This window comes from Myxococcus sp. AM010 (assembly GCF_013372585.1).
GTDB lineage: Bacteria > Myxococcota > Myxococcia > Myxococcales > Myxococcaceae > Myxococcus > Myxococcus vastator.
On the sequence record NZ_JABXEO010000030.1, the window covers coordinates 36,319 to 59,449 of the forward strand.

The following is a 23,131-nucleotide window of genomic DNA, read 5'->3' on the forward strand; positions in this document are numbered from 1 at the left end:
GCCTACTCCACTTCAGCCCTCATCCTCTTCCAAGTCGGCCGTTCCCCTCGACGTGCGGGCAGGCGGGCCGTCCCCGTAGAAGACCGCCTCCAGCACCAGCCCCTGGGGCGGAGCGGTGGGCCCGGCGCGCTTGCGCTCCTTGGAGGCCAACACCTCCGCCACCCAGGACTCGGGCCGCCGGCCCTTCCCCACCTCCACCAGCGTCCCCGCCAGGTTTCGCACCATGTGCTTCAGGAACGCGGTGCCCTCCACCACGAAGGACACGGCGTCCCCCGAAGCGCCCTCCACCGTCAGGCTCCGAAGCTCGCGCACCGCGTGCTTCGCCTGGCAGTCCGCGGCCCTGAAGGCGGAGAAGTCGTGCCGCCCCAGCAGGTGCGCGGCCGCCCGCCGCATGGCCTCCACATCCAACGGCGCGAAGACTTCCCAGTGCGTCATCCGCCGCAGGGGCGAGCGCGTGCGCCGGTTGCTCACGCGGTAGCGGTAGCGCTTGCCCCGGGACCAGCGGCGCGGGTCGAAGTCCTCGGCCACCTCCACCGCGTCCACCACGGCCACGTCGGGCGGCAGCAGGCCATTGAGCCCCATGACGTAGGCCTTCATCGGCAACACCCGGGGCGCGTCGAAGCAGGCCACCTGCCCGGAGGCATGCACGCCCGCATCCGTGCGCCCCGCCGACGCCACCGACACCCGCGCCCCCAACAGCCGCTCCAGTCCCGACTCCAGCACCGACTGGATGGAGGGCCCGTTGGGCTGCACCTGCCAGCCCACGTAGCGCGTCCCTTCGTATTCGAGCGTCAGCTTCAGCCGGGGCATGGGTCAGCGGTACTTGAGCCAGGACTCGAGCAGCTCGGCCACCATGCGGCCCGCGGGCACGTTGTTGCGGCGGGCCACCGCCTCCAGCGCCTCCGAGACGGCGGGGCTCAGCGGTACGGCCAGGGTGCGCGGCTCGGTGCGGTCATCTTGGGCCGGGGGCTCCGGGTCCGGAGCGGGCAGGGCCTTCGCGGTGTCGAGCGCGTCCGCCACCTCCGACAGCTCCAGGGCCTCCTCCGACGTGGGCGCGGCGGCGGCGCGCACGGCCAGGCGGCGCTGCTCGGCGGCCAGCTCCTCCTCGAAGAGCTGCTTGATGAAGTTGGACAGATGCAGCGCAGTGGGCGTGAAGTCGTAGGCGTCCAGGAAGGCGTCCAGGTCCTTCTGCATCTGCGCGGCCGTCTGGTAGCGCTTGTCCCGGTCGCGCTCCAGCGCCCGCATCAGGATGCTCTCCAGGCGCTCCGGCAGGTCCTCGCGGAAGTACGACGGTGCGTAGATCTTCCCGTCCGTGATGCTGCGCATCACCGCGGCCTCGGACTCGCCGGTGAAGAGCTTGAAGCCGGTGAGCCACTCGTAGAGCACCACGCCCAGGGAGAAGACGTCGCTGCGGCAGTCGAGCGGCTTGCCCAGACACTGCTCCGGGCTCATGTAGCTGAGCTTGCCTTTGATTTCGCCGTTGCGCGTCTGCTCCATCTGGTTGGCGGCCTTGGCGATGCCGAAGTCCAGAATCTTCACCGAGCCATCGAAGGCGACGACGATGTTCTCCGGTGACACGTCCCGGTGGACGATGTTGAGCGGGTTGCCGTACAGGTCCACCTTGGTGTGCGCGTGGTGCAGGCCCGCGCAGACGCACGAGGCAATCTTCACCGCGTACACCAGGGGGAAGGGAATCCCCAGCGCCTCCGCCTTGGGGACGACGCGGCGCATGTCCCGGCCGGACACGTACTCCATGGCGATGAAGTAGCTGTCGGCGATCTTTCCCAGGTCGTGAATCTGCACCACGTTGGGGTGATTGAGCTGCGCGGCGAGCCGGGCCTCGTTGAGGAACATCTTCACGAAGGCCGTGTGCTTGGACAGATGCGGGCGGATGCGCTTGATGACGACGGGGGACTCGCGGCCGTCATCCTGCTGCTGATGCGCGAGGAAGATTTCGGCCATGCCCCCCACGGCGATGCGGTCGATGAGGCGGTACTTTCCAAAGCGGCCGGTGTCGCGCTGCGGGGCGGCGGGAGGCATGGCCCGGCGAGCCTACCTGTGCCGAGCCGCGGAGTGGCAACAAACTTGGGCGGCGCACGCCCCGTCCAGCCCTTCCCTGATGGACCGCCGTCGTCGACGCTCGCACGCCTGCTACCGGACCTGAACCCGGTGCACCTTCAGCGCCGGTTCCTGTCCAGGCGGCGGAGGGAAATCCAACGCGGACGGCCCCAATGAGCCCAGCGCCTTCCCCTGCCGTCCCGCCTGGGAAACCCCTTCGAGCACCATGGCCTCGAAGCGGCGAGCAGGTAGCCCGGCGTGGTTGCAGCACGCCACCAACTGCCCGCCCGGACTCACCACGCGCGCGGCGGCCTCGGCCAGCCGAGCGTAGTCCCGCGCCGCGGAGAACCGGCCGCTGCGCGTCGTGGAGAACGACGGCGGATCCGAGATGACGATGTCGAAGGACTCCCCCTTCTTCGCCAGGCGCTTCAGCCAGTCGAACACGTCGCCGGCCACGTAGTCGTACCGGTCCACCGTCTGGCCATTGAGGCGCGCGTTCTCCTCGCCCCACTCCAGCACGCGCCGGCTCGCATCCAGGTTGAGCGCCCGCTTCGCGCCGCCCGCCATGGCCACGACGCCAAAGGCACAGGTGTATGAGAAGAGGTTGAGCACGGTGAGGCCCCGCGCCTGCGACAGCAGCCACGCCCGCGTGTCCCGCATGTCCAGGTACAGCCCCACCGACAGCCCCTGCGCCGGACGGATGAGGAACTTCAGTCCGTTTTCGAGCGCGGTGAAGGACTCCACCGCCGCGCCCCGGGCGGGGGCCTCGGGCGCGAGCGACTCCTTCGCCACGTTGGCCAGGACCCGCGCCTCCCGGGGACGACGCTTGAGGTAGAGGCTCCGAGGCGCCCAGGCGGCCACGGCCGCGTCGAGCAGCGTCTCCTCCTCCGCCGGCGTGAAGTCCCGATAGAGGCTGATGACGTACACGTCACCCAACACGTCCGCCGTCACCTCCGGCACGCCGTCCGCTTCGGCGTTCACCACGCGCCAGGCCGTGGTCCGCGCGTCGCCCAGCAGCGGCCCACGCCGGCCGCGCGAGGCGCGCAGCGTCTCCACCAGGGAAGAAGGCAATGCGCTCATGCCGCCGCTCAACTGCCCAGACGCGCGCGCGTCCAGACACGCTCCAGCGCCTGGGTCGCCGCGCGGGAAAGCGCCACGTAGTCAAACCCCAGCACCTGGCCCTCCCGCACGCAGACCCGGCCATTGACGATGGTCCACCCCACCGGTGAATGCGCCAGCTGCCCTATCAGATAGGGCGAATAGCCCGTCTCCGGGTCCGCGGTGGGCACGACGTCATAGACGACGAGGTCCGCGATGCACCCCTCCTCCACATTCCCGGAGGGCAGGCCGAACAGCCGCGTGCACAGCTCCGCCGGGCCGTTGACCAGCAGGTGCGCCACCGCGCCATCCACGTCCGGCATCCGCCCCGAACGGGAGATGCGCAGCACGCCCACCAGCGCGGCGAGCAGCTCGTCCTGGAGGCTGCCGTGGCCCCCCGTGCCGAGCCCCAGCAGGTGGACCCGCGACAGCACCGCGTCCATGGGGTCCGCGCCCCGCTCCAGCGTGCGCACGCCCCGGGCCGCCAGCGCCACGAAGGCCCCGCTCTGCTCCAGCAGCTCCGCCTCCGCGCTGTCCAGCACGCGCGCATAACCCGCGATGGCCCGCGGCCCGAGCAGCCCCAGCGCATCCAGCCGCGGAACCACGCGCTTGCCGTGCTGCGAATAGGTGGAGGAGAGGTCGTCCTCGCTCTCCGCGAGGTGGAAGACGGTGGGCGCGTCCAGCACCCGGCTCAGCTCCGCGATGCGGCGCAGCAGCGCGTCATCACACGTGAATGACGCATGGAAGCCGAGCGCGCCCCGGACCAGCGGGTGGTCCCGCTGCGCGCGCGTGAAGTCCGCGTTGGCGTCCAGCCACGTCTGCGCCTGCGCCGCGCCGTCCAGCCCGTGGGTGGAGTGGCTCGTCACCAGCCGCAAGCCCACCGCCTCCGCGGCGCGAGCCTGGGCGGCGAGCCCGCCGGCCACGTCCTGGCAGGACAGGTGCTCCACCGCCAGGGTGACGCCATGGCGCAGGGCCCGGGCCGCCGCGTAGCGGGTGAGGGCCTCCACGTCCTCGTTCGTGAGGAGGCGCGCCACGCTCCGGAGCCGGTCCAGGCGCTCGCGGGGCGGCAGCATCAGGAAGTGCCCCGTGGGCGGCAGCAGCTGGCCGTTGACGAGGTGCGTGTGGCAGTCCACCAGGCCCGGCGCCACCAGCCGGCCGTGACAGGCGACCTCCCAGTCCCCGGGCAGCACGGGCACCTGGGCGTCCGGAGCTACGCGGCGGATGGTGTTGCCTTCCACCACCACGGCCATGCCATGGCGGACGCGTCCGTCCGCCCTGAACACGGCACAGTTTTTCAGAAGCAGGCGGCCTTCCATGAAAGCCCTGTTCTACCACGGGCCCGGCGCGGCGCGAGCGGCGCGGCGGCCAGGCCAGCGAGCATGTTAGGGTCCGTACGGTATGACGCCGCTGAGCCCCGCCGTGAACTCCCCGTCCCCCGTGACGGCTCCCTCGCAGCGAGGGGCGCTGGCCTTCCGAGGCTTGTGGCTCTTCTCGCCGCGGGCGGATGCCCTCATCGTCGCCCTGCCCCTGGCCCTGGCCCTGTGCACGGCGGCAGCCAACGTCTGGCTGGCCCCGGGCGCCGCGGAAGGCGCGCACCGCCTCTCAGCCTGGACGGCGCAGAACCTGCTCGGCAACGCCACCCACGTCATCCTCACGTTCCTGCTCTTCGCGGTGCACCGGGACGTGCTGACGTCCGCTCCGGGCCAGCCCCGGCAGGTGCTGGCGGGCTCGCTGGCCATGCTCGCGGTGGGCACGGTGCTCTTCTTCACCTTCTACGCGGAGCGCACGGCGCACACGTATGGCGTGGCGGTGATTTTCAACGTCTTCGGCACGCACCACACCCTGTCCCAGCACCGGGGCATCTGGTCCCTCCACGGGCTGCGCGCGAGCAAGGCGGGCCTGCCCGGCGCGTCGGCGCTGGAGCGCAAGCTGCAGCAGATGTACGTCCCGCTGCTGCTCACGCTGCTGCTGGTGCGCATCTTCTTCGTGCCGGAGGCCCCCGGTCCCGACGCGCCGGCGTACCTGGACGTGGGCCAGGGCCACGTGCTGCCGCACGGGGCGCTGGGGGTGCTGCTGGCGGTGTGGCTGGGCTACTTCATGCTGCTGTTCCGCGCCGTGCTGCGCGCGGAGGCCGTCAGCGGGCCCAAGGTGCTCTACCTCCTGGCCATGGCGACGGCGACCGGGCTGGTGCTGGTGGCGCCCACCTGGGGCTACGTCATGCTGCCCGGCATGCACGGCCTGGAGTACTACATGCTCACCGCGCGGATGCTGGAGCCGCGCGAGGGTGACGCGCCCCGGCTGCCGCGGAAGTTCATCGTCCCGGCGATGATTGCGTCCATGCTGCCCCTGCTGGCGCTAGGCGCGGTGCACGGCCTGCTCCAGCAAGGCGTGGTGCGCGGCGCGCTGGGCAGCAACATGGGCATGGCGGAGACGCACCCCCTGCTGCGCGTCATGACGTCCCTGGGCTTCGCGTGCGTGCTGGCGCACTACTTCGCGGACGCCCTCATCTATCGCTTCCGGATTCCCTCCATCCGCGCGGTGATGTTGAAGCGGCTGGGCTTCAGCTAGCCGCGGGGAGCAGCGGCGGCCGCCTGCCGCTCCGCGTTCGCCGCGAAGGCGTCCCGCAGGAACAGCGACAGGCCAGGGCGCACCTTGTCGATGTTCTCCATGAAGCGCGTGTCCGCCACGTACAGCTCCCCCAGGCCTCGGTGCATGGCGGGCGGGCACGCGTAGAACCACGTACCCAGGTAGCGCCGGTGCGCCTCGGCCAGGTCCATGGCCGCGGCTGACGCGGCGCTGGTGCCCGCCGCGAGCAGGTCCGCCAGCGACTGGAAGAGGGCGTCCCCCTCCTCCTTGATGCGCTTCCAGTCCTCCTTCTTGTAGCGCGCCGTCCTCCGGGCGGACTCCTTGTAGGCCTCCGTGTTCCCCCAGCGCTGCTTCGCCTCCTCCTCGTACTTCGAGGGGTCGAAGTCGCCGAAGGCCTCGAACATCGCGTCCTTGTCCACGTGCGTCCCCTTCTCCAGCGCGTCCAGCGCTGAGTCCACGGCATGCACCAGCGCGTCCAGACGGGCGGCCCGCTCCGTCAGGAGCCGCCGCTGCATCCGCAGCGCGGTGCGCAGGTCGAAGGTGGGGTCGCCCAGGATGCGGCGGATGTCCTCCAGCGGGAAGCCCAGCTCCTTGAAGAAGAGCACCTGCTGGAGCTTCTGGAGGTCCGCCCGCGAATAGAGCCGGTAGCCGGCCTCGCTGCGGTCCGAAGGACACAACAGGCCCAGCTCGTCGTAGTGGTGCAACGCGCGGATGCTGATTTTCGCCAGCCGGGCGACCTGGCTCACCGTCAGGGCCATCTCCACCTCGTGATGAGGAGGTGTAGGGCCTCACGTCGCGTGAGGGTCAACCCCCTGGGCGGGGGTGCTGCCACTTCCGGCCGGGCACCGGGCTGAAGACTCAGCCCTCGACCTCGGCCGCCCGAGAGGAGCCACCCGCACGAGGCAGGTTTGGCTCCCCCCGGAAGGACACGGCTCAGTACGCGTTGTTCTGGCCGAACGTCTTGATGGTCTTCTTCTCGAGGTTGCGCTGACGCTCGGTCGCCTCGGACTCGACGGCGGCGTTACCGGCCAGCGCGTCGGCGGAGGCGCCGAACAGCTTGCGGATGTTGTCGCCGAACAGGGTCACCACGCCGATGGCGGCGATCGCGATGAGGGCGACGATGATGATGTACTCGGTCATGCCCTGGCCACGAGCCTTGCGGAGCTGCTGCTTCTTCGAGATCGCCTTCATGGAACTCTCCGGGGATTGCAGTGGTGGAAAAGACACCCTGCTGCTTGGTTGATTCGTACCCTAGGGTAGATCCCACCTGCACCTCCATCCGTCATCGGGAGGATGCCAGGAATTCTCAGTGATTCCGGGCAATTGGCCCGATTTACTGATCCACGGCCCCCATTTCAGGGGCCCCCAGGGGCGGCGACGGGCGCCTGGGCGGTCCCTTCGCAGCTCGAACGGGGCAGCGCCTCGCACAGCGAGCGCAGCGCCCGGGCCAGGTGCTCGTCGTCCGGGTGCCGGGCCGCGACCTCGCGCCCCAGGGCCACGGTGTCGTGCAGGGCACCGACAGGCGTCCACATCGTACGCGAGGCCCAGGTCCGCGCCGTGACGAGCCGCAGGTACGCCGTCACCAGCGCGGGCTCGCGGCCACCCCGCGCCACCTCGGGCTCCAGGAGCGAGGCGGCCAGCGTCACGTCCTGCTGGGCCAGCGCCGCCTTGCCCAGGGCCAGGGCGGACTCGGGGCTGTCGGGGGCCAGCCGCCGCCACTGGGCGGCCGCGCCGCGCACCATGGGGTCATTGGGCGCGTGGTAGCGCTCGATGTTCCGGTACAGCCCGGCGGCCTGCTCCGCGGTGGGGGGGTGCTGCTGGACGTAGTCGTGCAGGAAGAGGCGGTCCGCCCCTTCCGGCGCGCGCCGCTCGTCCCGCACCCGCACGTCCAGGTTCGACACGAAGAAGGCGATGGGCGACGCGTACTCCAGCAGGTTGTGGTCATCCGTGTTGATGGGACCCTCACCGGCGAACTCGAGCTGGCCGGCCTCGCTGTGCACCTGCTTGGACAGCAGCGCGAACACGTCGTTGATGCCCACGCGGGCCAGGTCCTTGCGCACCTCCGGATGCCCCATGCGCTCGGCCAGGCGCGCCGCGTCGAAGGCCAGGGGCTTGCGGCTGGCCACCATCACCAGGTCATGCGGCCCCAGCCAGGTGGTGGCGTGCGGGAAGGTGCCGCGCAGGGTGCGGACCACCAGCTTGATGAGGTCCTCGTTGCTCTCGTAGGTGTGAATCCACTGCACCAGCACGCCGTCGTCCGCCAGGTGCCGGTCCACCGTCTGGAAGAAGTCCCGCGTGAAGAGGCCGGACACGCCCGCCACCCACGGGTTGGAGGGCACGCTCACCACCAGGTCGTACTTGCGCGGAGACAGCGCCATGAACGTCTTGGCGTCGTCCACGTGCACGTGCGTGCGAGGGTCGTCCACCGCGTTGCGGTTGTCCGCCTTGAACAGGCGCGCCGCGTCGATGACGGCCGGGGCAATCTCCACCATGTCCAGGTGCTCCACGGGGTGCGCCAGCACGCTGCCCGCGGTGATGGCCGCGCCAGCGCCCACCAGCAGCACCGTCTTCGGCTCGCGTGGATGCAGGAGCGCGCCCAGGTGGCCGGCCACGACCTGCGTCTCCGCGTCCCCGCCGTTGGACGCATCAATCTTCCCGTTGAGCTTCATGAACCGCAGGTTCTCCACGGGCGCGTCCGCCACCATCACCGTGGCGAAGGTGTCGTCCTGGTAGAAGATGGGGCGGATGATGGCCTCCGTGTCCGCCACCAGCTTCGCGTAGCTCTCCGGCGGCTTCTCATGGGAGCGGATGGAGGCGATGCCCGACAGCCGCACCGCCCAGCCGCTCATCCCGCCCAGCACCACCAGCGCCAGCACCGCCGTGGCGGCCACCGGCCACAAGGCGCGCGCCGGCTGCGCGGGACGGCCCGGAGCCGCGTGGAAGGCCAGCCCCGCGCCAACCAGGTTGGCCGCCACGCCCGCGATGAAGTTGCCCTCCATGCCCCACCACGGCATCAGCACCAGCACGCCCAGCGCCGAACCGGTAATCGTGCCCACCGTGTTCCACAGGTAGACGCCGCCCAACTGGCGCCCCACCTCGGACACCTTGGCCGTGGCCACGCGCGCCGCCGCCGGGAAGGCCGCGCCCATGAAGAAGGTGGGCACCAGCAGCACCAGGCAGCAGAAGCTGAAGGTCAGCACCTGGAACAGCGGCCAGGTGTCCAGCGAGCGCGTCATCATCCACTGCGCCTTGCGGAACAGGTGCGGCAGCCGGACGTAGAGCGGCAGCGCCACGCAGATGCTGGCCACCAGCGCGACCTGGAGCCGGCCGAACAGGCGCAGCGAGTCCACCTGTCCCTTGCGCGTCATCAGCCAGAAGCTGCCCAGGCCGATGCCCATGATGAACGCGGTGAGGATGAGCGTGAAGGCGTAGGTGGACGCGCCCAGGACGATGGACAGCAGGCGGATCCACGTCACCTGGTACAGCATGGAGGTGAAGCCCGACAGCAGCACGCCGATGAGCGCCGCCCGCACCGCCACGCGCGGATAGGACACCTCCGCCTCGCCCGCTTCCGGAGGAGGCGTCTGTCCCGGCATCAGCGCGGGTGGGAAGCGCCGGGCCAGCGCCAACGCGGCCAGCGCCAGCAGGATGTTGAGCCCCGCGGCCAGCCCCGCCGACGAGGACAGGCCGATGGCGGGCACCAGCTTCGTCCCGGCGATGAACACGCCCACCGCCGCGCCCAGGCTGTTGACGGCGTACAGCCGCGCCAGCTCGTAGCGCACCCCCGACAGGCTGGAGGCGAAGTGCCGCACCAGGGCCGGCAGCGTGCCGCCCATCAGCAGCGTGGGAATCAGCAGCGACGTGGCGGAGACCACCAGCCGGGGCCCCAGCCGCCAGCCCTCCGGCACGGACGGGGCCACGCTCAGCCACAGCGCCCCCAGCACGTCGAGCACATACGGGAAGGCGAGCGCGTACAACCCCACGCCCAGCTCCAGCAGGCCGTACAGGGCCAGGGGGTTCCTGGCCCGGTCGGCTGTCCGCCCGAAGACAAATGCCCCCAGCGCCTGCCCGCCCATGAACGTGGCGAGCACCACGGCATGCGCCTGGCCGCTGTTCCCCAGGACATTCCCGAGGTACTTGGACCAGACGAGTTCGTAGACGAGCGCAGTGCCCCCGGACATGAAGAGGAGGCAGGCCACAAGGTTCTTAGGAAAACGCGCCGTAGATGACATGGGGACAGCGCGGAACCTTAGTCGGTATGTTTCAGGCCCATCAAATGAACACCCATCTCCTGCAAGCCGCGATGCTCGCCTGGACTCCGAGCCTGCGGGTGACACGCGCCGAAGGCGACCTCTCCAGCATCCTGCGCCGCCCCGTGGGGGCCCTGTTGGAGCAGCCGCTCCATGAGGTCCTCGGCGTGTCGCCCAGGCGCGCCCGTGAGCTGGACGCCCGCGCCCGCGAGGACCGCCGCGCGGTGGAGTTCGTCTCCGCCCACCTCGGCGGCGAGGACGCGTCCCCCCTCCGGCTGTCCCTGGGACTGGACGGCGGCGAGGCCAGCGCCACCGTGCTGGACCTCAACGCCGTGCTGGACGGCGCCCCCCCGGTGCAGATTTCACGGCTGTCCTCCTCGCTCAGCCACGAGATTCGCAACCCCCTCTCCTCGGTGAAGATGGCGGTGCAGACGCTGGCCCGGAACACCGGCCTCAATGAAAGGGACAAGCGGCGGCTCACCATCGCCAACCGGGAGATTCGCACCATGGAGCGCATGCTCTGGCTCCTGTCCGAATACGGCCGCGACACCAGCCCGAAGCTGGACGCCCACCCGCTGCGGGGGGTGGTGCAGGAGGCCACGGAGATGGTGGCCCCGAGCTGGCCGAGCGGCGCGTGGAGGTCCGGGTGGACGAGGAGCCCGACCTGCCCCGCGTCCGGGTGGACCCGACGCGGCTGCGGCCCGTGCTGGCCCAGGTGCTGCTCAACGTCGCCATGGGCCAGGCGGAGGGCAGCCCGGTGGAGGTGGCCCTGCGCCGGAGCGGTCCCCACCAGGTGAAGATGGTGCTCCACGACCCCGCCGCCGCCCTGCCCCCGGAGGAGAACGGCTCCCTCTTCGAGCCCTTCGGCTCCCGGCTGGCCCGGGGCGCCGGCCTGTCCCTGGCCGCCCTGCGCCGGGTGATGATGGGCGTGGGGGGAGACGTGGCCGCCCGGGGCAGCGCCGAGCCGGGCGTGGTGCTGACGCTGACGTTCGCCACCTGAGAGCGCCATGGAGACCCTTCTCATCGTCGACGACGACGTCTCGCTCCTCGAAACGCTGAAGATGCACTTCGAGGAGATAGAGCACGACGGCCAGCCGCGCTATCAGGTGTCCACCGCCACCAGCGCGGCGGCCGGGCTGCGCGCCGCCCAGGAGGCCATGCCCAGCGTGGTCATCCTCGACATGATGCTCCCGGACCGCACGGGCCTGGAAATCATCGAGGAGATGAAGGGCCTGTGCGGGGACGCGCGCATCATCCTGGTCACCGCGTACCACGACATGGAGACCACCATCCGGGCCATGAAGGCCGGGGCCTTCGACTACATCCACAAGCCCTTCCCGGACCCGGCCGCCCTGGATTTGGTGGTGGAGCGCGCGCTGGAGTACCGCCAGCTGTCGCGCCGCGCGGACGAGGTCCACCGGGAGAACGCCGCCGCCCGCCTGGGCGACATCGTGGGCACCAGCCCGCTGATGCAGCAGCTGGTGAAGGAGATTGGAAAAGTCACCGGCAGCCACGCCACCGTGCTGATTACGGGAGAGAGCGGCACCGGCAAGGAGCTCATCGCCCGCGTCATCCACAACTACTCCTACGACGAGCCGCGGCCCTTCATCGGCATCAACTGCTCCGCCATCGTCGACACGCTGCTGGAGAGCGAGCTCTTCGGCCACGAGAAGGGCGCCTTCACCGGCGCGACGGCGGGCAAGCCGGGCAAGTTCGAGGTGGCAGAGGACGGCACGGTGTTCCTGGACGAGATTGGCGACATGTCGCTGATGCTCCAGGCCAAGCTGCTGCGCGTGCTCCAGGAGCGCGAGTTCGAGCGCGTGGGCGGCGTCAAGCGCATCAAGCTGCGCGCCCGCGTCATCGCCGCCACCCACCGGGCCCTGGTGGAGGAAGTGGAGGCCGGCCGCTTCCGCGAGGACCTCTACCAGCGCCTCAAGGTCATCACCCTCCAGATTCCGCCGCTGCGCGAGCGGCGCGAGGACATCCCCCCGCTGGTGAAGCACCTGCTCGAGCGCATCAACGAGAAGGTCCACAAGCGCGTCACCCGCGTTCCCGGCGAGGTCATGGAGCGCCTCACCCGCCTGCCCTGGCGCGGCAACGTGCGCGAGCTGGAGAACGTGCTCATTCGCGCCGTGGTGCTGGCCCCCGGTGACGTCCTGCGCGGTGACGACCTGCCCGCCCTGGAGTCCCCCCTCCCCTCGCCGGAGCCGGGCCGCGCGGCCTCCGCCCACACCGCCGGGGCCATGTTCGCCGCGCCCGCCGAGGACGACGCCAGCCTGATTCCCACTTTGGAAGAGGCCGAGCGCCAGCTCATCGCCCGTGCGATGACCGTCACCAAGGGGCACAAGGGTCGCACCTGCCAGATCCTTGGAATCAGCCGCCCCACCCTGGAGCGCAAGCTCCAGAAGTACGGTCTCTCACAGGGCCAGAGCCCTCAAGTGCACACCTTCCCCGTGAAGGATGCGTCCTGAGCACTCCTGGACAGTGTCGCTGCTCCGACACTCACGCCCTCGAATTGAACGTTTCGTTCAAATTGATCAGACTGTTTGAACGTTCTGTTTCAGGTTTTGGACACAGAACGGGGGTTGGTGCGGGCCTGTAGCGCTAAGTACCCGGCATTTCAGGAGGTGTTGTCCCGGCGGCATTTCAATTCCCACTGGCACGAACCTTGGAGAAGGGAAGTCCCGTTCGCCGCTGAAGCAGACGGCCCGACTTCCCCACCCTTCCTTCCCAGGAGTAATGCCATGCACGGATTCAACCGCCCCCTCGGCCCCATCGGTTCCAACGTCGTGGCGCCGCTGCAGACGACCAGCTCCGGGATGATGGTCACCGCCAACAAGCTGGTGCCCGGCCAGGAGGCCATCGACTTCAAAGGGTACTTCAAGGTCGAGTCCTTCCCGCACAACTCGACCATCTACCGCCCCGGTGACAACACCGACCGCGTCTACCTGCTGAAGTCCGGCCGCGTGCGCCTGATGCGCATCGGAAAGAACAGCACCCGCTCCGTGGTGTCCATCCTCCGCCCGGGTGACCTCTTCGGCGAGCTGTTCCGCCCCGAGGGCACGCCGATTGAAGAGATGGCCATCGCCGCCGGTGAGGCCGAGGTCTGGAGCATCGAGGGCCGCGACTTCCGCGCCCAGCTGGAGGCCCGCCCGGCCCTGGCGGTGGACGTGGTCCGCGCCTACGCCGAGCGCGTGCGCGCCCTGCGCAAGCGCGTGCTGGGCCTGACGTTCAAGGAGGTCCCGGCCCGCCTGGCGGACACCCTGCTCACCCTGGTGGAAGCGCACGGCGAGCGCTGCCCGCATGGCGGCGAGACGGACCTGCGCGGCATCACCCAGCAGGACCTCGCGGACCTCGTGGGCGCCTCCCGCTCCTTCGTGTCCACGCTCATCAACGAGATGAAGCGCGAGGGCGTGCTCGGCAACGTCGGCCGCATCCTCTGCGTGAGGGACCAGAAGGCCCTGCGGAAGATCGCCGGCAAGGAGAAGTAGTCCGCGTGGCCGGGCCCGTGGTGTTTCCGGGGAACGGTGCACCTTCGGGTGTGCGTAGGATGGCGCGCGAATGTCCCGCGCCATTGACTCCATCCTCGCGCTCCAGGAGCGCCTGAAGCACGAGCGGGAGCTCCCGCTCAAATCCGTGTCGCTCACGCCGGTGCCCTCCCAGGACCTCCACATGCTGGAGTCGTCGCTGGGCGCGCTGCTTCCCCAGGCCTACCTCGACTTCATCTCCCGGCACGGCCTGTTCTCCGCGGTGGATTGGCGGGGACAGGAGCGCGCCCGGATGTTGAGCCCCACCGAGGTGCTGGAGACGCTCCAGTGGTCCAAGGCGTACGTCGAGGAGGGCGCCTTCGGCGACAACGAGGACGAGCTGGAGGCCGCGCTCCTCGAGCGGAAGCTCCGCGGCCGGCTCATCCCCTTCCAGTACATCGCCTGGTCGAACGTGAGCGACTACTACTACTTCGACACGGGGATGCGCCGTGACACCGGGCCGCTCATCTTCCCGGCGCGCCACGACGACTTCGACCTGTCGACGTGGCTGCTGGACGGAGCGCCCGATGTCTCGGGCTGCACCTTCGACTTCGACGAACACCTCCGCTGGGTCCTCCGGGCGAGCCTGGAGGAGAAGGACTGGGGGCGCTGACTCAGACGCGGCGGCGCAGCTCCTCCACCTCGGCGCGCAGCAGCCAGTCGTCCGGGAAGTCCGTGGCGGCCGCGGCAATCTGGCTCAGCCGCTCCGGCCTCACGGCGTGCGTCTCCCGCATCTTCCGGACCTCGCGGTAGAGCGCGGCCAGCGCCGGGTGCAGCGCCAGGGACTTGCGCGTGCGGGCCTTCTCCTCACCGTCGCCTTCCGCGAAGGCGCTCAGCTCGCCGTACCAGCAATCCCACGTCTCCGGGTCCGCAGGCCCACCCGCCACCGAGGGCAGGTGCGTGCTGACGAAGAGCTTCGCCACCGCGGGCAGCGCCAGCTCGCGCCCCGCCAGCCGGCCGCGCAGCGCGAGCACCTGACCGCCGTCCGTGGCGAAGCCCTCCAGCTCCAGCCCGCTCTCCAGCGACAGCTTGAAGGGCCCGCGCTCCGGCAGCTTCCCCTCGCCGAACGCCACCAGCGCCGGCCCGCTCCACGGCTTGTCGTCCAGGGAGCGTCCGCCACGAGAGGCCATGATGGGCCCCTCCATGCAGACGAGCGCGGTGCCCAGGCCCGGCGCCACCGCGCGCGGCGCGGCCAGCAGCTCCAGCACCCGGCCCGTCACCTCGCGGCCATCCGCCAGCACCAGGTGGTTGACGGTCCTCGCGCGCAGCGCCTCCGTCAGGCCGAAGTCGCCGCCCCGCTTCCACGACAGCGTGGACTCGAACTCCGCCAGCACCTCGAACAGGTGCTCGAAGTCCCGCGCCACGAAGAGCTGCGGCTGCATGCGGGTGATGTCGTAGTCCATGTCCGCGCAGGCCACGCTCAGCGGCAGCTTCGTCACCGCCGGCGTCAGGCAGTGCTGCGCCTCGCCGATGCTGGACAGCAGCCCCGCGCCGTAGATGCGCGGCGACGCCACGCTCCCGATGAGGCCGTACTCCGCCGTCCACCAGTAGAGGCGGCTGGCCCGGGTGCTCTCGCTGACGTAGCGGCGGCTCGCGCTGGCCGCCTCCAGCCGGGCCTGCGCGTGCGCCACTTCCTCCTCGCTGGCCTCCGGGTCCTCCTTCACCACCGACAGGTTCCGGATGGCCTCGAAGACGGCCTGGTCCTCCACGCTGGCAATGGCCTTGAACCCCACCAGCCCGCACGCCTTGAGGTACTCCGCGTAGCGGCGGTTGGCGATGATGGGCGCGTGCCCGGCGCTCTCATGGACGATGTCCGGCGCCGGCGTGTACTCGATGTGCTCGTGGGTGCGGATGTCCGCGGCAATCGCCAGGACGCCCATCGCCTGGAGCTCCGTGAAGACGGCGGGCGGAATGAAGCCACGCACCCCCACGCAGGCCCACCCCAGGCCCGCGAGCTTCTCGTTCATCTCGTCCAGGCTGGGGATGCACTCCGAGCCGATGCCCGTGGCCTCCAAGCCCTCCAGGTAGACGGGGTGCGCCTTGTCCGCCAGGTGGCCCCTCAGGGAGCCCAGGATGTTCCGCCAGACGGCCTGGTCCCGCGACGTATACGCCGCGTAGTCCTGGCTCACCACGTAGCGACGCAGATGCGCAGGCAGGCGAGCAATCGTCCGTTCCGTGGAAGTCGTCATCGTTCACCCCAGGCAGAATCTTCTAGTCTTTGAAGATATCCCTTCTTCGGCCGAACGGAAATCCGACATAAATCGACACCTTCGTCGTTTTAGCGTCGAACTAACCTGACGGGCGGCGAAGTCCGTCCAGCACCAGACGGGCGCCGGGGCTGAGCGCGCCGGAGGGCCACAAGGCGACCACCTCCACGGCCTGGGGCTCCTCTTCCAAGAGGGGCCAGGCGTGGAGGTCTGGCGGGAACGGGTGCATGGGGCGCAGGTCCGGAGTGATGGCGCAGGCGCGGAACGCGCGCAGCAGCTCGTAGAGGAGGAGGAAGCTCTCCGCGCGCCCCACTTCCTCCACCGCCACGCCGTGGGCGGCGAAGCGGGCGCTGTTGGCGCCGCCGTAGGGGTCATCGCGCAGCCAGTCCACGAAGCGCTGCCCCTCCAGGTCCTTCACGCGCAGCGACTTGCGGGCCGCGGCCTGCCGCGTGAGCGCGTTGTCCGGCCCGGCGAGCACCACGAAGGGCATGCGCAGCAGCGACTCCGACTCCACGCCTTCATGGGTGGGCAGGGGCGTGAAGTCGAGCGCCAGGTCGAGCTGCCGCGTCTGCACCTGGCGCGTCAGCTCATGGGGCCCTCCGAAGCTGAGCACCAGCTTGAGGTCCGCGGCGGCGGCGTCCCGCGCCACGTCGCCCACCAGGGACAAGGACAGCGTCGGGTTGAGGCCCAGGCGCACCACGGGCTCGGCGCTGGCCAGGTCGCGCAGCCGCTTCATGTCCAGTTGATGCAGCGGCGTCTGGGTGCCCGCGAAGAGCCGCTCGCCCCGAGCGGTGAGCTGCAGGCGACGTCCGGGCCCGCGCTCCAACAACGGTGCGCCATCCGCCAGCGCCAGCTCCAGCGCGCGGACGTGCTCGCTCACCACCGAGCGCGCCACGCCCAGGTGCTCGGCGGCGGCCTCGATGCTGCCCGACTCCACGGCGGCGGCGAAGGACTCCAACCAGACCAGGTGCCGGACGAGCTTGCGCGGAGGCATGCGCCGCATCCTCGCACGCCGTCTTCAGCGGGACGCGCCGCCGAACTTCATTGAGGCTTGCGAAGTTCTGTCATCCGGAATATCTGCACCGCCCAATGTCACGGATGTCTGACGCGGCGGCCACCGCGGTCGCCAGCTCTCTTCAGCGATTCGAAGCAGCGCGGCCCTACCTGAGCACCGCGCTGACCTGGTGCGTGCTCCACGGGCTCGTCGCCTTGATGTACTTCGGCGGCGCGCTGCGGGTGGCCGTGGAGCGGCTGGCGCCGGGGCTGCGCCCCCTCCTGCTCGCGGGGAGCTTCGCCCAGGCGCTGTTCCTGGGGCTGGTCGCCTTCGTTGGAACCCTGCCCCTGGCGTTCCTGCTCGGGCACCGCTACCGCTTCGCGCTCCCGTTGCTGACGGCGGTGGGCGGCGTGCTGCTCGGGCTGGACGCGCTGGTGCTCAACTCGCTGGGCTTCCACATCAACGGCCTGGTGCTGGCGGTGGCGCTCCAGCCGCACGCCCTGGCGGAGACGGGGCTGTCTTCTTCGGAGATGGCGCTGTTGGCCGCGGCGATGGTGGCCACCCTCACGCTGGACACGGCGGCGGGCATCTGGTTCCTGCGCCGGGGCTTTGGTCCTCGCCGGGTGGCGCGCACGGTGGTGCTGATGGCGGCCCTTTGCACCGCGGAGCGGCTGGTCAGCGCGTCCCTCGTCTTCGCCCATGGCGGCGCCGTTCAGCACGCCACCACCACCCTGCCCCTCCAGGCACCGGTGCGGATGAACACGTTCCTCACGCGCGTCACCGGCAAGGCGCCCGCGTCCGGCCTGCGCCTGGGTGTGAGCCCCGAGGCGGGCGTGCCCGCGGCGAGCATCGACCCGGCGTCGGTGCACTTCACCCGCCGTCCCGACATCGTCGTCGTCCTGGTGGAGAGCCTGCGTGACGACTTCTTCACCGCCGACGTCATGCCGAACATGTGGCGCAGGGCGCAAAGCGGCACGCGCTTCCTGCATCACCACAGCGCGGCCAGCTCCACGGACTACTCGCTGTTCAGCATGTTCTTCGGGCTGGAGGCCCAGCGCCGCAACGCCGTGGTGGGCGCGGGCCGCACGCCCCTCCTCTTCCCCGCGCTGGCCCAGAACGGCTACCAGCAGTCCTTCTTCGCCGCGTCCTCCGTTGACTGGATGGGCCTCAAGGACACCGTCTTCCGCGACGTGAAGGGAGGCCTGCGCACGGACTACAAGGGCCGCAGCCACGTGCGGGACGAGGCCATGGTCCGCGACGCGCTGGCGGCCGTGGAGGCCACGCCCCATGACACGCCATTGTTCCTGTTCGTGTTCTTCGCCGGCACGCACTTCGACTACGACTACCCGCCGCGCTCCGCGGTCTTCTCCCCCGCGTGGAATGGCAAGGGCGGGCTCTCCACGGCGCGCGTGCCCCCCGAGCATCTCAAGGCCCGCGCGTGGAACGCGGCCTACGAGGTGGACACCAAGGTCGAAGCGCTGCTGACGCGCATCGAAAGCCTGCGCGGCACGCGTCCGCTGATTCTCTTCACCGGCGACCATGGCGAGGAGTTCCGCGAGCACGGCCGCGTGGGCCACGCCAGCGACGTGACGGCCTCCCAGCTCCACGTGCCCATGCTCGTGTTCGACGAGCAGCTTCCCGTGGGCCAGGTCGACGCCGTCACCGGACACATCGACGTGGTGTCCACGCTCTTCGACCTGCTGGGAGACACGCACAGCCCGGCGATGCTGGGTGACGGCACCCCCATGACGAGACCGGACCCGCGGCGCTACCTCCTCACCACCGTGGGCTGGGAGGCGCGCTACGCGCTCATCAGCCAGGAGCTGAAGGTCCACTTCGGCGCGGGGCGGCCCGGCACCGTCATCACCGACCTGCGCGACCGGCCCCTGGCCGATGGCAAGGAGCGCCTCGCGGCCGAAGCCCCGCGCATCCTTCGCCGGCTGAGAGGGACGTCGGAGACGACGCTCCCCGATGCCGCCACGGCCACGGACATGCCCTGACGACACCTCGTCGCAGGCCCTGGGGCGGCGCTCGCACGCGCCGCTTCAGAACCGGAGCTTCACGCCCAGAGCGAGCGTGAAGAGTTCGATATTCACCGTGGCGGGATTGCGGACGAACTGCACCAGCCGGTAGTCGGTGGCGACGAGCTCGAAGTACCCCTCCACGAGCCGCAGGTTCAGCGCCTCCACCGGGCGCCCCGCGCTGGCCCCCAGCAGCAGCGCGGGGCGGAGGGCGGTGCGGAACCAGTAGTAGCCCCGGTCGTAACGGCTGGGCAGGCCCGCGAAGTAGTCGTCGCCCACCGTGTAGCTGAGCATCGCGCCCACCATGAGCGGGCGGACGGACCACCCCGCCGCGTCGAGCCGGAAGGGCCGCCACTGTCCCTTCAGCGTGAAGGTGAAGAAGTCCTCCCCCGCCAACGCGGGCGGCGCCCAGCCCACCAGCAGCGCGGTCTCCACGGTGTCGTCGCGAAAGCTCCAGCCCGGCCCCACGGAGAGAAAGCCGATGGAGCCCGCGAGCTGCATCGCCGCATGGTCGGGCACGTACCAGGGTGACGCGTTGTGCGCCGGCTCCGCCCGAGCCTCCCGCGCCGCCAACAGCAGCGCCGCCAGCAGCGCGGCTTGGAGACTCTCGGGCGCGGCCATCAGAAGGTGGCCCTCCGCACCTGCACCGAGGCGCCATCGACGTCCACCCAGAGGTAGCTCCGGCCCTTCATCGAATCGGTGGTGACGTACCGGACACCGTGCGCCTGGACGTCGTGGTACTGGTGGACGTGGCCGTGGAACGAGATGGCGACGCCCTGCCTCTGCTGGAGCTTCACCAGGGGCTCGACGAGCGCATCGTCAAAGTCCCCGTTCCCTGGAGGCACGTGGGAGAAGGTGAAGGTGTTGTGCACCGCGGGCTCCGGCGCGAGCGCCGTCTTCAGCCACTGCAGGTCCGGGATGTCGCCCGGGAAGTCGTACTCGCGGGAGTTGGAGTCGAAGAAGACGAAGCGGGTGCCCGAATACGTGAAGGAGAAGGACTCCGGTCCGAAGGTGCGCCGGTAGAGCTTCTGCCCCATGCCCAGCGCGTCATGGTTGCCCATGACCACGAAGAACGGGACCTTCAAGCGGGACAGCAGCTCGACGCCCCACTCGTACTCCTGCGTGCTGCCGAACTCCGTCAGGTCGCCCATCTGCACCACGAAGTCGACGCCGCGCTGCTCCAGGTCCCGCATCGCCGCCGCGGAGTCATCCAGGAACAACTGCATGTCGCCCACCACCGCGAAGCGAAAGGCCTGCTTCGGCTCCGCTCCGAGCAGCCGCTCCAATGAGCGCGCATGCAAGTCCCGGTGGGTCCCCCGGAGCTCATAGGGGTGGAACTCGAAGGCGCCACAGCCCGCGCACACCAGCAGCAATGTCACCCAGACGCGCACGGACGCACGCTAACGTCGGCCTCCTGATGCTTCCACGGAATGCGCCGCCGGATTTCGGAGCGCGCGGCGACAAGGAGCAGCCATTCTCACGCGCCATATGAACGGGACTCGGGATGCCACCGGCGCCCACCGCGCCTCGCGTGTGACGGCGATGTCGTGAGCGCACCTCTGTCGACATCGGAGCTGCTGCGGTGGGCGGCTGGAAAGCCCTCCGGGAGCGCGCAGGAAGACCTCGATGCGCTGTGCGCGCGAGTGGACTTCCCGCTCACCGCCAGGGACGCGCTGCGCTCAGGCACGCCTGCCGAGAAGACCACGGCCTTGCGCGCGCTTCAGGCGCTGGCCACGCCCGAAGCCCATGCGCTGGCCCGGCTCGCGCTGCATGATGAAGCGGCACCGGTTCGGGCCATGGCGGCACGGGCGCTGGCCCGTTCGCGGGATGGTGCGGACTGGCGAGGCCTCCAGGAAGCCCTGAACGCTGCCGAGCCCTCCGTGCAGCTCGCGGTCATGGACTCGCTCGCGAGGATGGACCCGACGGCCGCGAGCGCCCTCTTTCGCGAGCGCTTCGACCGTGCGCCGGAGGTGGAGAAGCGAAACGCGCTCGCCACCGCGCAACGCCTGCGGCTCCCCGAAGCCGGGGCCCTGGCCCGCCTGGGCCTGGCCTCCTCGGAGGCCACCACGAGAGCCGCCGCCGTGGCGCTGCTCGCGCGGGAAGGCGAGGCGATGAATGGACTCCTCGTGCAGGCCCTCACGGACGCCGCCGACGTCGTGCGACTCGAAGCCCTCCGCGCGCTGTCCCGCCGTCCGCAGGTGCCTGCCAGCGTCTTCGTGCCGCTGCTCTCCGCGGCGTCCACAGCCCAGGTCCGGGAACAAGTGCTCCAGGCGCTCGTCCTGCGTGGTGACGCCAGCGCGTGCGAACCCGTTGCCCGGCTCCTGGAGGCGCCCGAGTCGTCACTCCGTAGACGCGCCATCCGCGCCACCGGGGAGCTCGGCTGCACTCAAGCGACACACTCCCTGCTGGAGCAACTGGCCCGGACGCGAGACGAGGATGAACGGGCGGACCTCGTCACCGCGTTGGGCAGGCTCGGTGGGCCCGAGGCCTGGCAGGCCCTTCGCAAGGAGCTGACGGACGCGGCTCCTCGGGTCAGGCACGCCGCCGTCTCCGCCTGGGCCTCGGATGCCGCGCCCCAGGACGCAGCCCCTGTGCTGATGGCGCGACTGCGCGACGAGCCCGACGCCGAGGTGCGGATGGCCATCGCCCTCGCCCTGGCGAACAGCAGCCAGCCAGTGGGCCACCGCGCCCTTCTGCTCGCGCTTGAGGACGCAGCCCCCGAGGTCCGGCGGATGGCCGTGCGAACCCTGGGCCGCGACTCCAGCACAAAGGCCCTTCAAGCCCTGCGCGCCCATCAAGCCACCGAACGGGATTCAGCGGTCCTTCAGGAGCTCGCCACGGCGCTCGAACAACAGCAGGGCGCGGCAGAGAACCTCACGCAAGCGACCTCCCCCGCCGAGCGCCGCCTCTTCGACCCGGCGCGGACAGGCCAGAGCGTGGCCGAGTGGCTGACGTCCCCCGAACGCCACCCCGCCACGGAGCGCGTCTACTTCTACGAAGGTGGACACCTGGAGCACCTGGACACCGCCAGCCACCTCCACGTCTTCCAGTACACCGCCAGCGGAGACCACCTCCACATCCGCCCCGAGGGCGCGCCCGAGCGAAGCACGGCCTTCACCGTCACCCCCGAGCCACCGGCCTCCAAGGGTCCGCCGCGCGCCTTCCGCATGGAGCTGACCCGGGACGTCCTCACGGGCGCGGACGCGCCACGGACCCTGTACTTCAGGCAGCCCACCGAAGCGGACTCAGGGAGGGGCGGCAGCCACTGACGCACCAGGGGCGCTACGCCGCGGCGGACCGGGCCCCCTCCCAGTCCTCGACCTCGTAGAGGAACTTCGAGCCGCCCATCAGCTTCCGGTTGGCCGACGTGCTCTGCACGAAGACGACGTACTGCTCCAGGCTTGCGGGCCGGATGCGGACCGTCTCCCCGGGCGGCAGTCCGAGCATCTCCCGGGCCCGCTCCCCGCTGTAGAGGTCACCCGTCTTGCGGTCCATGAGCACCACTTCCTTGCGGCCCTGGATGGTCTCCGTCTTGGTGAACTCGTAGAAGCCCCGCCCCGTCTTGAAGCCCAGGCCGTTCTCCTGAACGAAGTCCTTGATGGGTTGGGTCCGGTCCACATCCAGCACCTGGAAGCGGCCCGGGGGCACCGCGCGAAGGTCCGCCTCGCCATGGAGGGGCGGCGCCGTGCGCTGGAGCATGGTGCTGAACATCACGTCGAGGCCGCGGCTCATGCGGCCCTCGCGCACCACTTCCTGCTCAAACGACTGGAGCTGCGCGTCCGAGGACTGCTTGTAGCAGACGGCCAGCAGCAGGTCGGTGACGTGGGCGAACTGGTCCAGGCGCAGGTGGAAGCCGCCCGACTTCTCCGCCAGCTCCTTGTAGAAGGCCGTCGCGTGGCGGCGCGCCAGGGCTTGCACGCCATACACCGGCACGCCCATCCGACCCAGCGCGGCCACCTCCTCGCGCCAATCCAGCTGGTGGGGATTGTGCGAAGGCCCGTGGGGCACGTCGTCGCCAATCAAGACCAACGCCCGCGTGTAGCCCACCGTCCAGGACAGGCTTTGCGCCTGACGCAGCACGAACTCGTAGCATTCGGGCGCGTCGCCCCCGCCCGTCTGCTCAACGCGGTCCACGAAGCGGACGACGGCGCTCTCGTCGTCCGTCAGGTCCAGCAGCTTGGTGACATACGTGGAGCCCGCGTCGCAGTAGTCCCCGTGGGCGATGATGCCGATGCGGATGCCCGGAATCTCCTTCATCAACCGGGACACCGTGCCCCGCAGCTTCTTGCGCACCTGCGCCAGGCACGGATACATGCTGCCGGTGGTGTCAAAGCTGAAGACGATTTCGACGCGGTTATCAATGACTGACGTGCTCATTCCGGTGCCCCCC

The 23,131-nt window shown here is 70.3% G+C and carries 18 protein-coding genes and 1 pseudogene; 7 read left to right on the forward strand and 12 right to left on the reverse strand.

Features of this window, described 5'->3' with window-relative positions; translation table 11 throughout:
- Nucleotides 1-12: 12 nt before the first annotated feature.
- From truA to HV826_RS16125, 4 genes are all read right to left on the reverse strand, one after another.
- A complete protein-coding gene (gene truA / locus HV826_RS16110; protein ID WP_176417913.1) occupies nt 13-810 on the reverse strand; it encodes a tRNA pseudouridine(38-40) synthase TruA in 798 nt (265 codons plus the stop codon).
- Nucleotides 811-813: 3 nt separating this feature from the next.
- The gene (locus tag HV826_RS16115) at nt 814-2,040 is read right to left on the reverse strand and encodes a serine/threonine-protein kinase (protein ID WP_176417914.1); all 1,227 of its coding nucleotides are present in this window, start codon (nt 2,038-2,040) and stop codon (nt 814-816) included.
- A 111-nt stretch (nt 2,041-2,151) separates the two neighbouring features.
- The gene (locus HV826_RS16120; RefSeq protein WP_176417915.1) at nt 2,152-3,138 is read right to left on the reverse strand and encodes a class I SAM-dependent rRNA methyltransferase; all 987 of its coding nucleotides are present in this window, start codon (nt 3,136-3,138) and stop codon (nt 2,152-2,154) included.
- An 8-nt stretch (nt 3,139-3,146) separates the two neighbouring features.
- Nucleotides 3,147-4,472, reverse strand: a complete 1,326-nt coding sequence (locus HV826_RS16125; protein ID WP_176417916.1) for an amidohydrolase family protein — start codon at nt 4,470-4,472, stop codon at nt 3,147-3,149.
- A gap of 103 nt (nt 4,473-4,575) precedes the next feature.
- Here HV826_RS16125 and HV826_RS16130 point away from each other — a divergent pair, with 103 nt between their 5' ends.
- A complete protein-coding gene (locus tag HV826_RS16130; RefSeq protein ID WP_368670937.1) occupies nt 4,576-5,724 on the forward strand; it encodes a hypothetical protein in 1,149 nt (382 codons plus the stop codon).
- Here HV826_RS16130 and HV826_RS16135 read toward each other — a convergent pair.
- From HV826_RS16135 to HV826_RS16145, 3 genes are all read right to left on the reverse strand, one after another.
- Entirely contained in the window at nt 5,721-6,500 is a 780-nt protein-coding gene (locus HV826_RS16135) for a MerR family transcriptional regulator (protein WP_176417918.1), read from the reverse strand. The two genes, HV826_RS16130 and HV826_RS16135, sit on opposite strands and share 4 nt — an antisense overlap.
- 175 nt (nt 6,501-6,675) lie before the next feature.
- Nucleotides 6,676-6,933 (reverse strand): hypothetical protein, encoded by a 258-nt coding sequence (locus HV826_RS16140; protein WP_176411347.1) that lies wholly within the window; start codon nt 6,931-6,933, stop codon nt 6,676-6,678.
- A 164-nt stretch (nt 6,934-7,097) separates the two neighbouring features.
- Nucleotides 7,098-9,974, reverse strand: coding sequence for a fused MFS/spermidine synthase (locus HV826_RS16145; RefSeq protein WP_176417919.1), 2,877 nt, complete (start codon nt 9,972-9,974; stop codon nt 7,098-7,100).
- Here HV826_RS16145 and HV826_RS16150 point away from each other — a divergent pair.
- The 4 genes and pseudogenes from HV826_RS16150 to HV826_RS16165 all read left to right on the forward strand — a co-directional run bounded on the left by HV826_RS16150 (nt 9,968) and on the right by HV826_RS16165 (nt 14,132).
- Nucleotides 9,968-10,992 (forward strand): annotated as a pseudogene (locus tag HV826_RS16150) (sensor histidine kinase). The gene HV826_RS16145 and the pseudogene HV826_RS16150 sit on opposite strands and share 7 nt — an antisense overlap.
- A 7-nt stretch (nt 10,993-10,999) precedes the next feature.
- Nucleotides 11,000-12,463, forward strand: a complete 1,464-nt coding sequence (locus tag HV826_RS16155; RefSeq protein WP_176417920.1) for a sigma-54 dependent transcriptional regulator — start codon at nt 11,000-11,002, stop codon at nt 12,461-12,463.
- Nucleotides 12,464-12,736: 273 nt separating this feature from the next.
- Nucleotides 12,737-13,483, forward strand: a complete 747-nt coding sequence (gene mrpC, locus HV826_RS16160) for a Crp/Fnr family transcriptional regulator MrpC (RefSeq protein WP_002634092.1) — start codon at nt 12,737-12,739, stop codon at nt 13,481-13,483.
- A gap of 70 nt (nt 13,484-13,553) precedes the next feature.
- A complete protein-coding gene (locus tag HV826_RS16165) occupies nt 13,554-14,132 on the forward strand; it encodes an SMI1/KNR4 family protein (RefSeq protein ID WP_176417921.1) in 579 nt (192 codons plus the stop codon).
- 1 nt (nt 14,133) lies between these two features.
- Here HV826_RS16165 and HV826_RS16170 read toward each other — a convergent pair whose 3' ends face one another.
- Both HV826_RS16170 and HV826_RS16175 read right to left on the reverse strand, forming a co-directional pair.
- Nucleotides 14,134-15,708 carry an aromatic amino acid hydroxylase gene (locus HV826_RS16170; protein WP_176417922.1) on the reverse strand — a complete coding sequence of 525 codons (1,575 nt, stop codon included), beginning with the start codon at nt 15,706-15,708 and terminating at the stop codon, nt 14,134-14,136.
- A gap of 100 nt (nt 15,709-15,808) precedes the next feature.
- A complete protein-coding gene (locus HV826_RS16175; protein ID WP_176417923.1) occupies nt 15,809-16,729 on the reverse strand; it encodes a LysR family transcriptional regulator in 921 nt (306 codons plus the stop codon).
- Between the two features lie 86 nt (nt 16,730-16,815).
- Here HV826_RS16175 and HV826_RS16180 point away from each other — a divergent pair, with 86 nt between their 5' ends.
- On the forward strand, nt 16,816-18,720 hold the full coding sequence (locus HV826_RS16180; protein ID WP_176417924.1) for a sulfatase-like hydrolase/transferase: 1,905 nt from the start codon (nt 16,816-16,818) through the stop codon (nt 18,718-18,720).
- 45 nt (nt 18,721-18,765) lie between these two features.
- Here HV826_RS16180 and HV826_RS16185 read toward each other — a convergent pair whose 3' ends face one another.
- Together HV826_RS16185 and HV826_RS16190 are read right to left on the reverse strand one after the other, a co-directional pair.
- Nucleotides 18,766-19,362, reverse strand: a complete 597-nt coding sequence (locus tag HV826_RS16185; protein WP_176417925.1) for a hypothetical protein — start codon at nt 19,360-19,362, stop codon at nt 18,766-18,768.
- Nucleotides 19,362-20,132 carry a metallophosphoesterase gene (locus HV826_RS16190; RefSeq protein ID WP_176417926.1) on the reverse strand — a complete coding sequence of 257 codons (771 nt, stop codon included), beginning with the start codon at nt 20,130-20,132 and terminating at the stop codon, nt 19,362-19,364. The genes HV826_RS16185 and HV826_RS16190 overlap by 1 nt, the downstream gene beginning before the upstream one ends.
- A 156-nt stretch (nt 20,133-20,288) precedes the next feature.
- Here HV826_RS16190 and HV826_RS16195 point away from each other — a divergent pair, with 156 nt between their 5' ends.
- Nucleotides 20,289-22,010, forward strand: a complete 1,722-nt coding sequence (locus tag HV826_RS16195; RefSeq protein WP_176417927.1) for a HEAT repeat domain-containing protein — start codon at nt 20,289-20,291, stop codon at nt 22,008-22,010.
- A 13-nt stretch (nt 22,011-22,023) separates the two neighbouring features.
- Here the strand turns inward: HV826_RS16195 and HV826_RS16200 are convergent, their stop codons facing one another.
- Nucleotides 22,024-23,118, reverse strand: coding sequence for a VWA domain-containing protein (locus HV826_RS16200; RefSeq protein WP_176417928.1), 1,095 nt, complete (start codon nt 23,116-23,118; stop codon nt 22,024-22,026).
- Between the last annotated feature and the right edge of the window lie 13 nt (nt 23,119-23,131).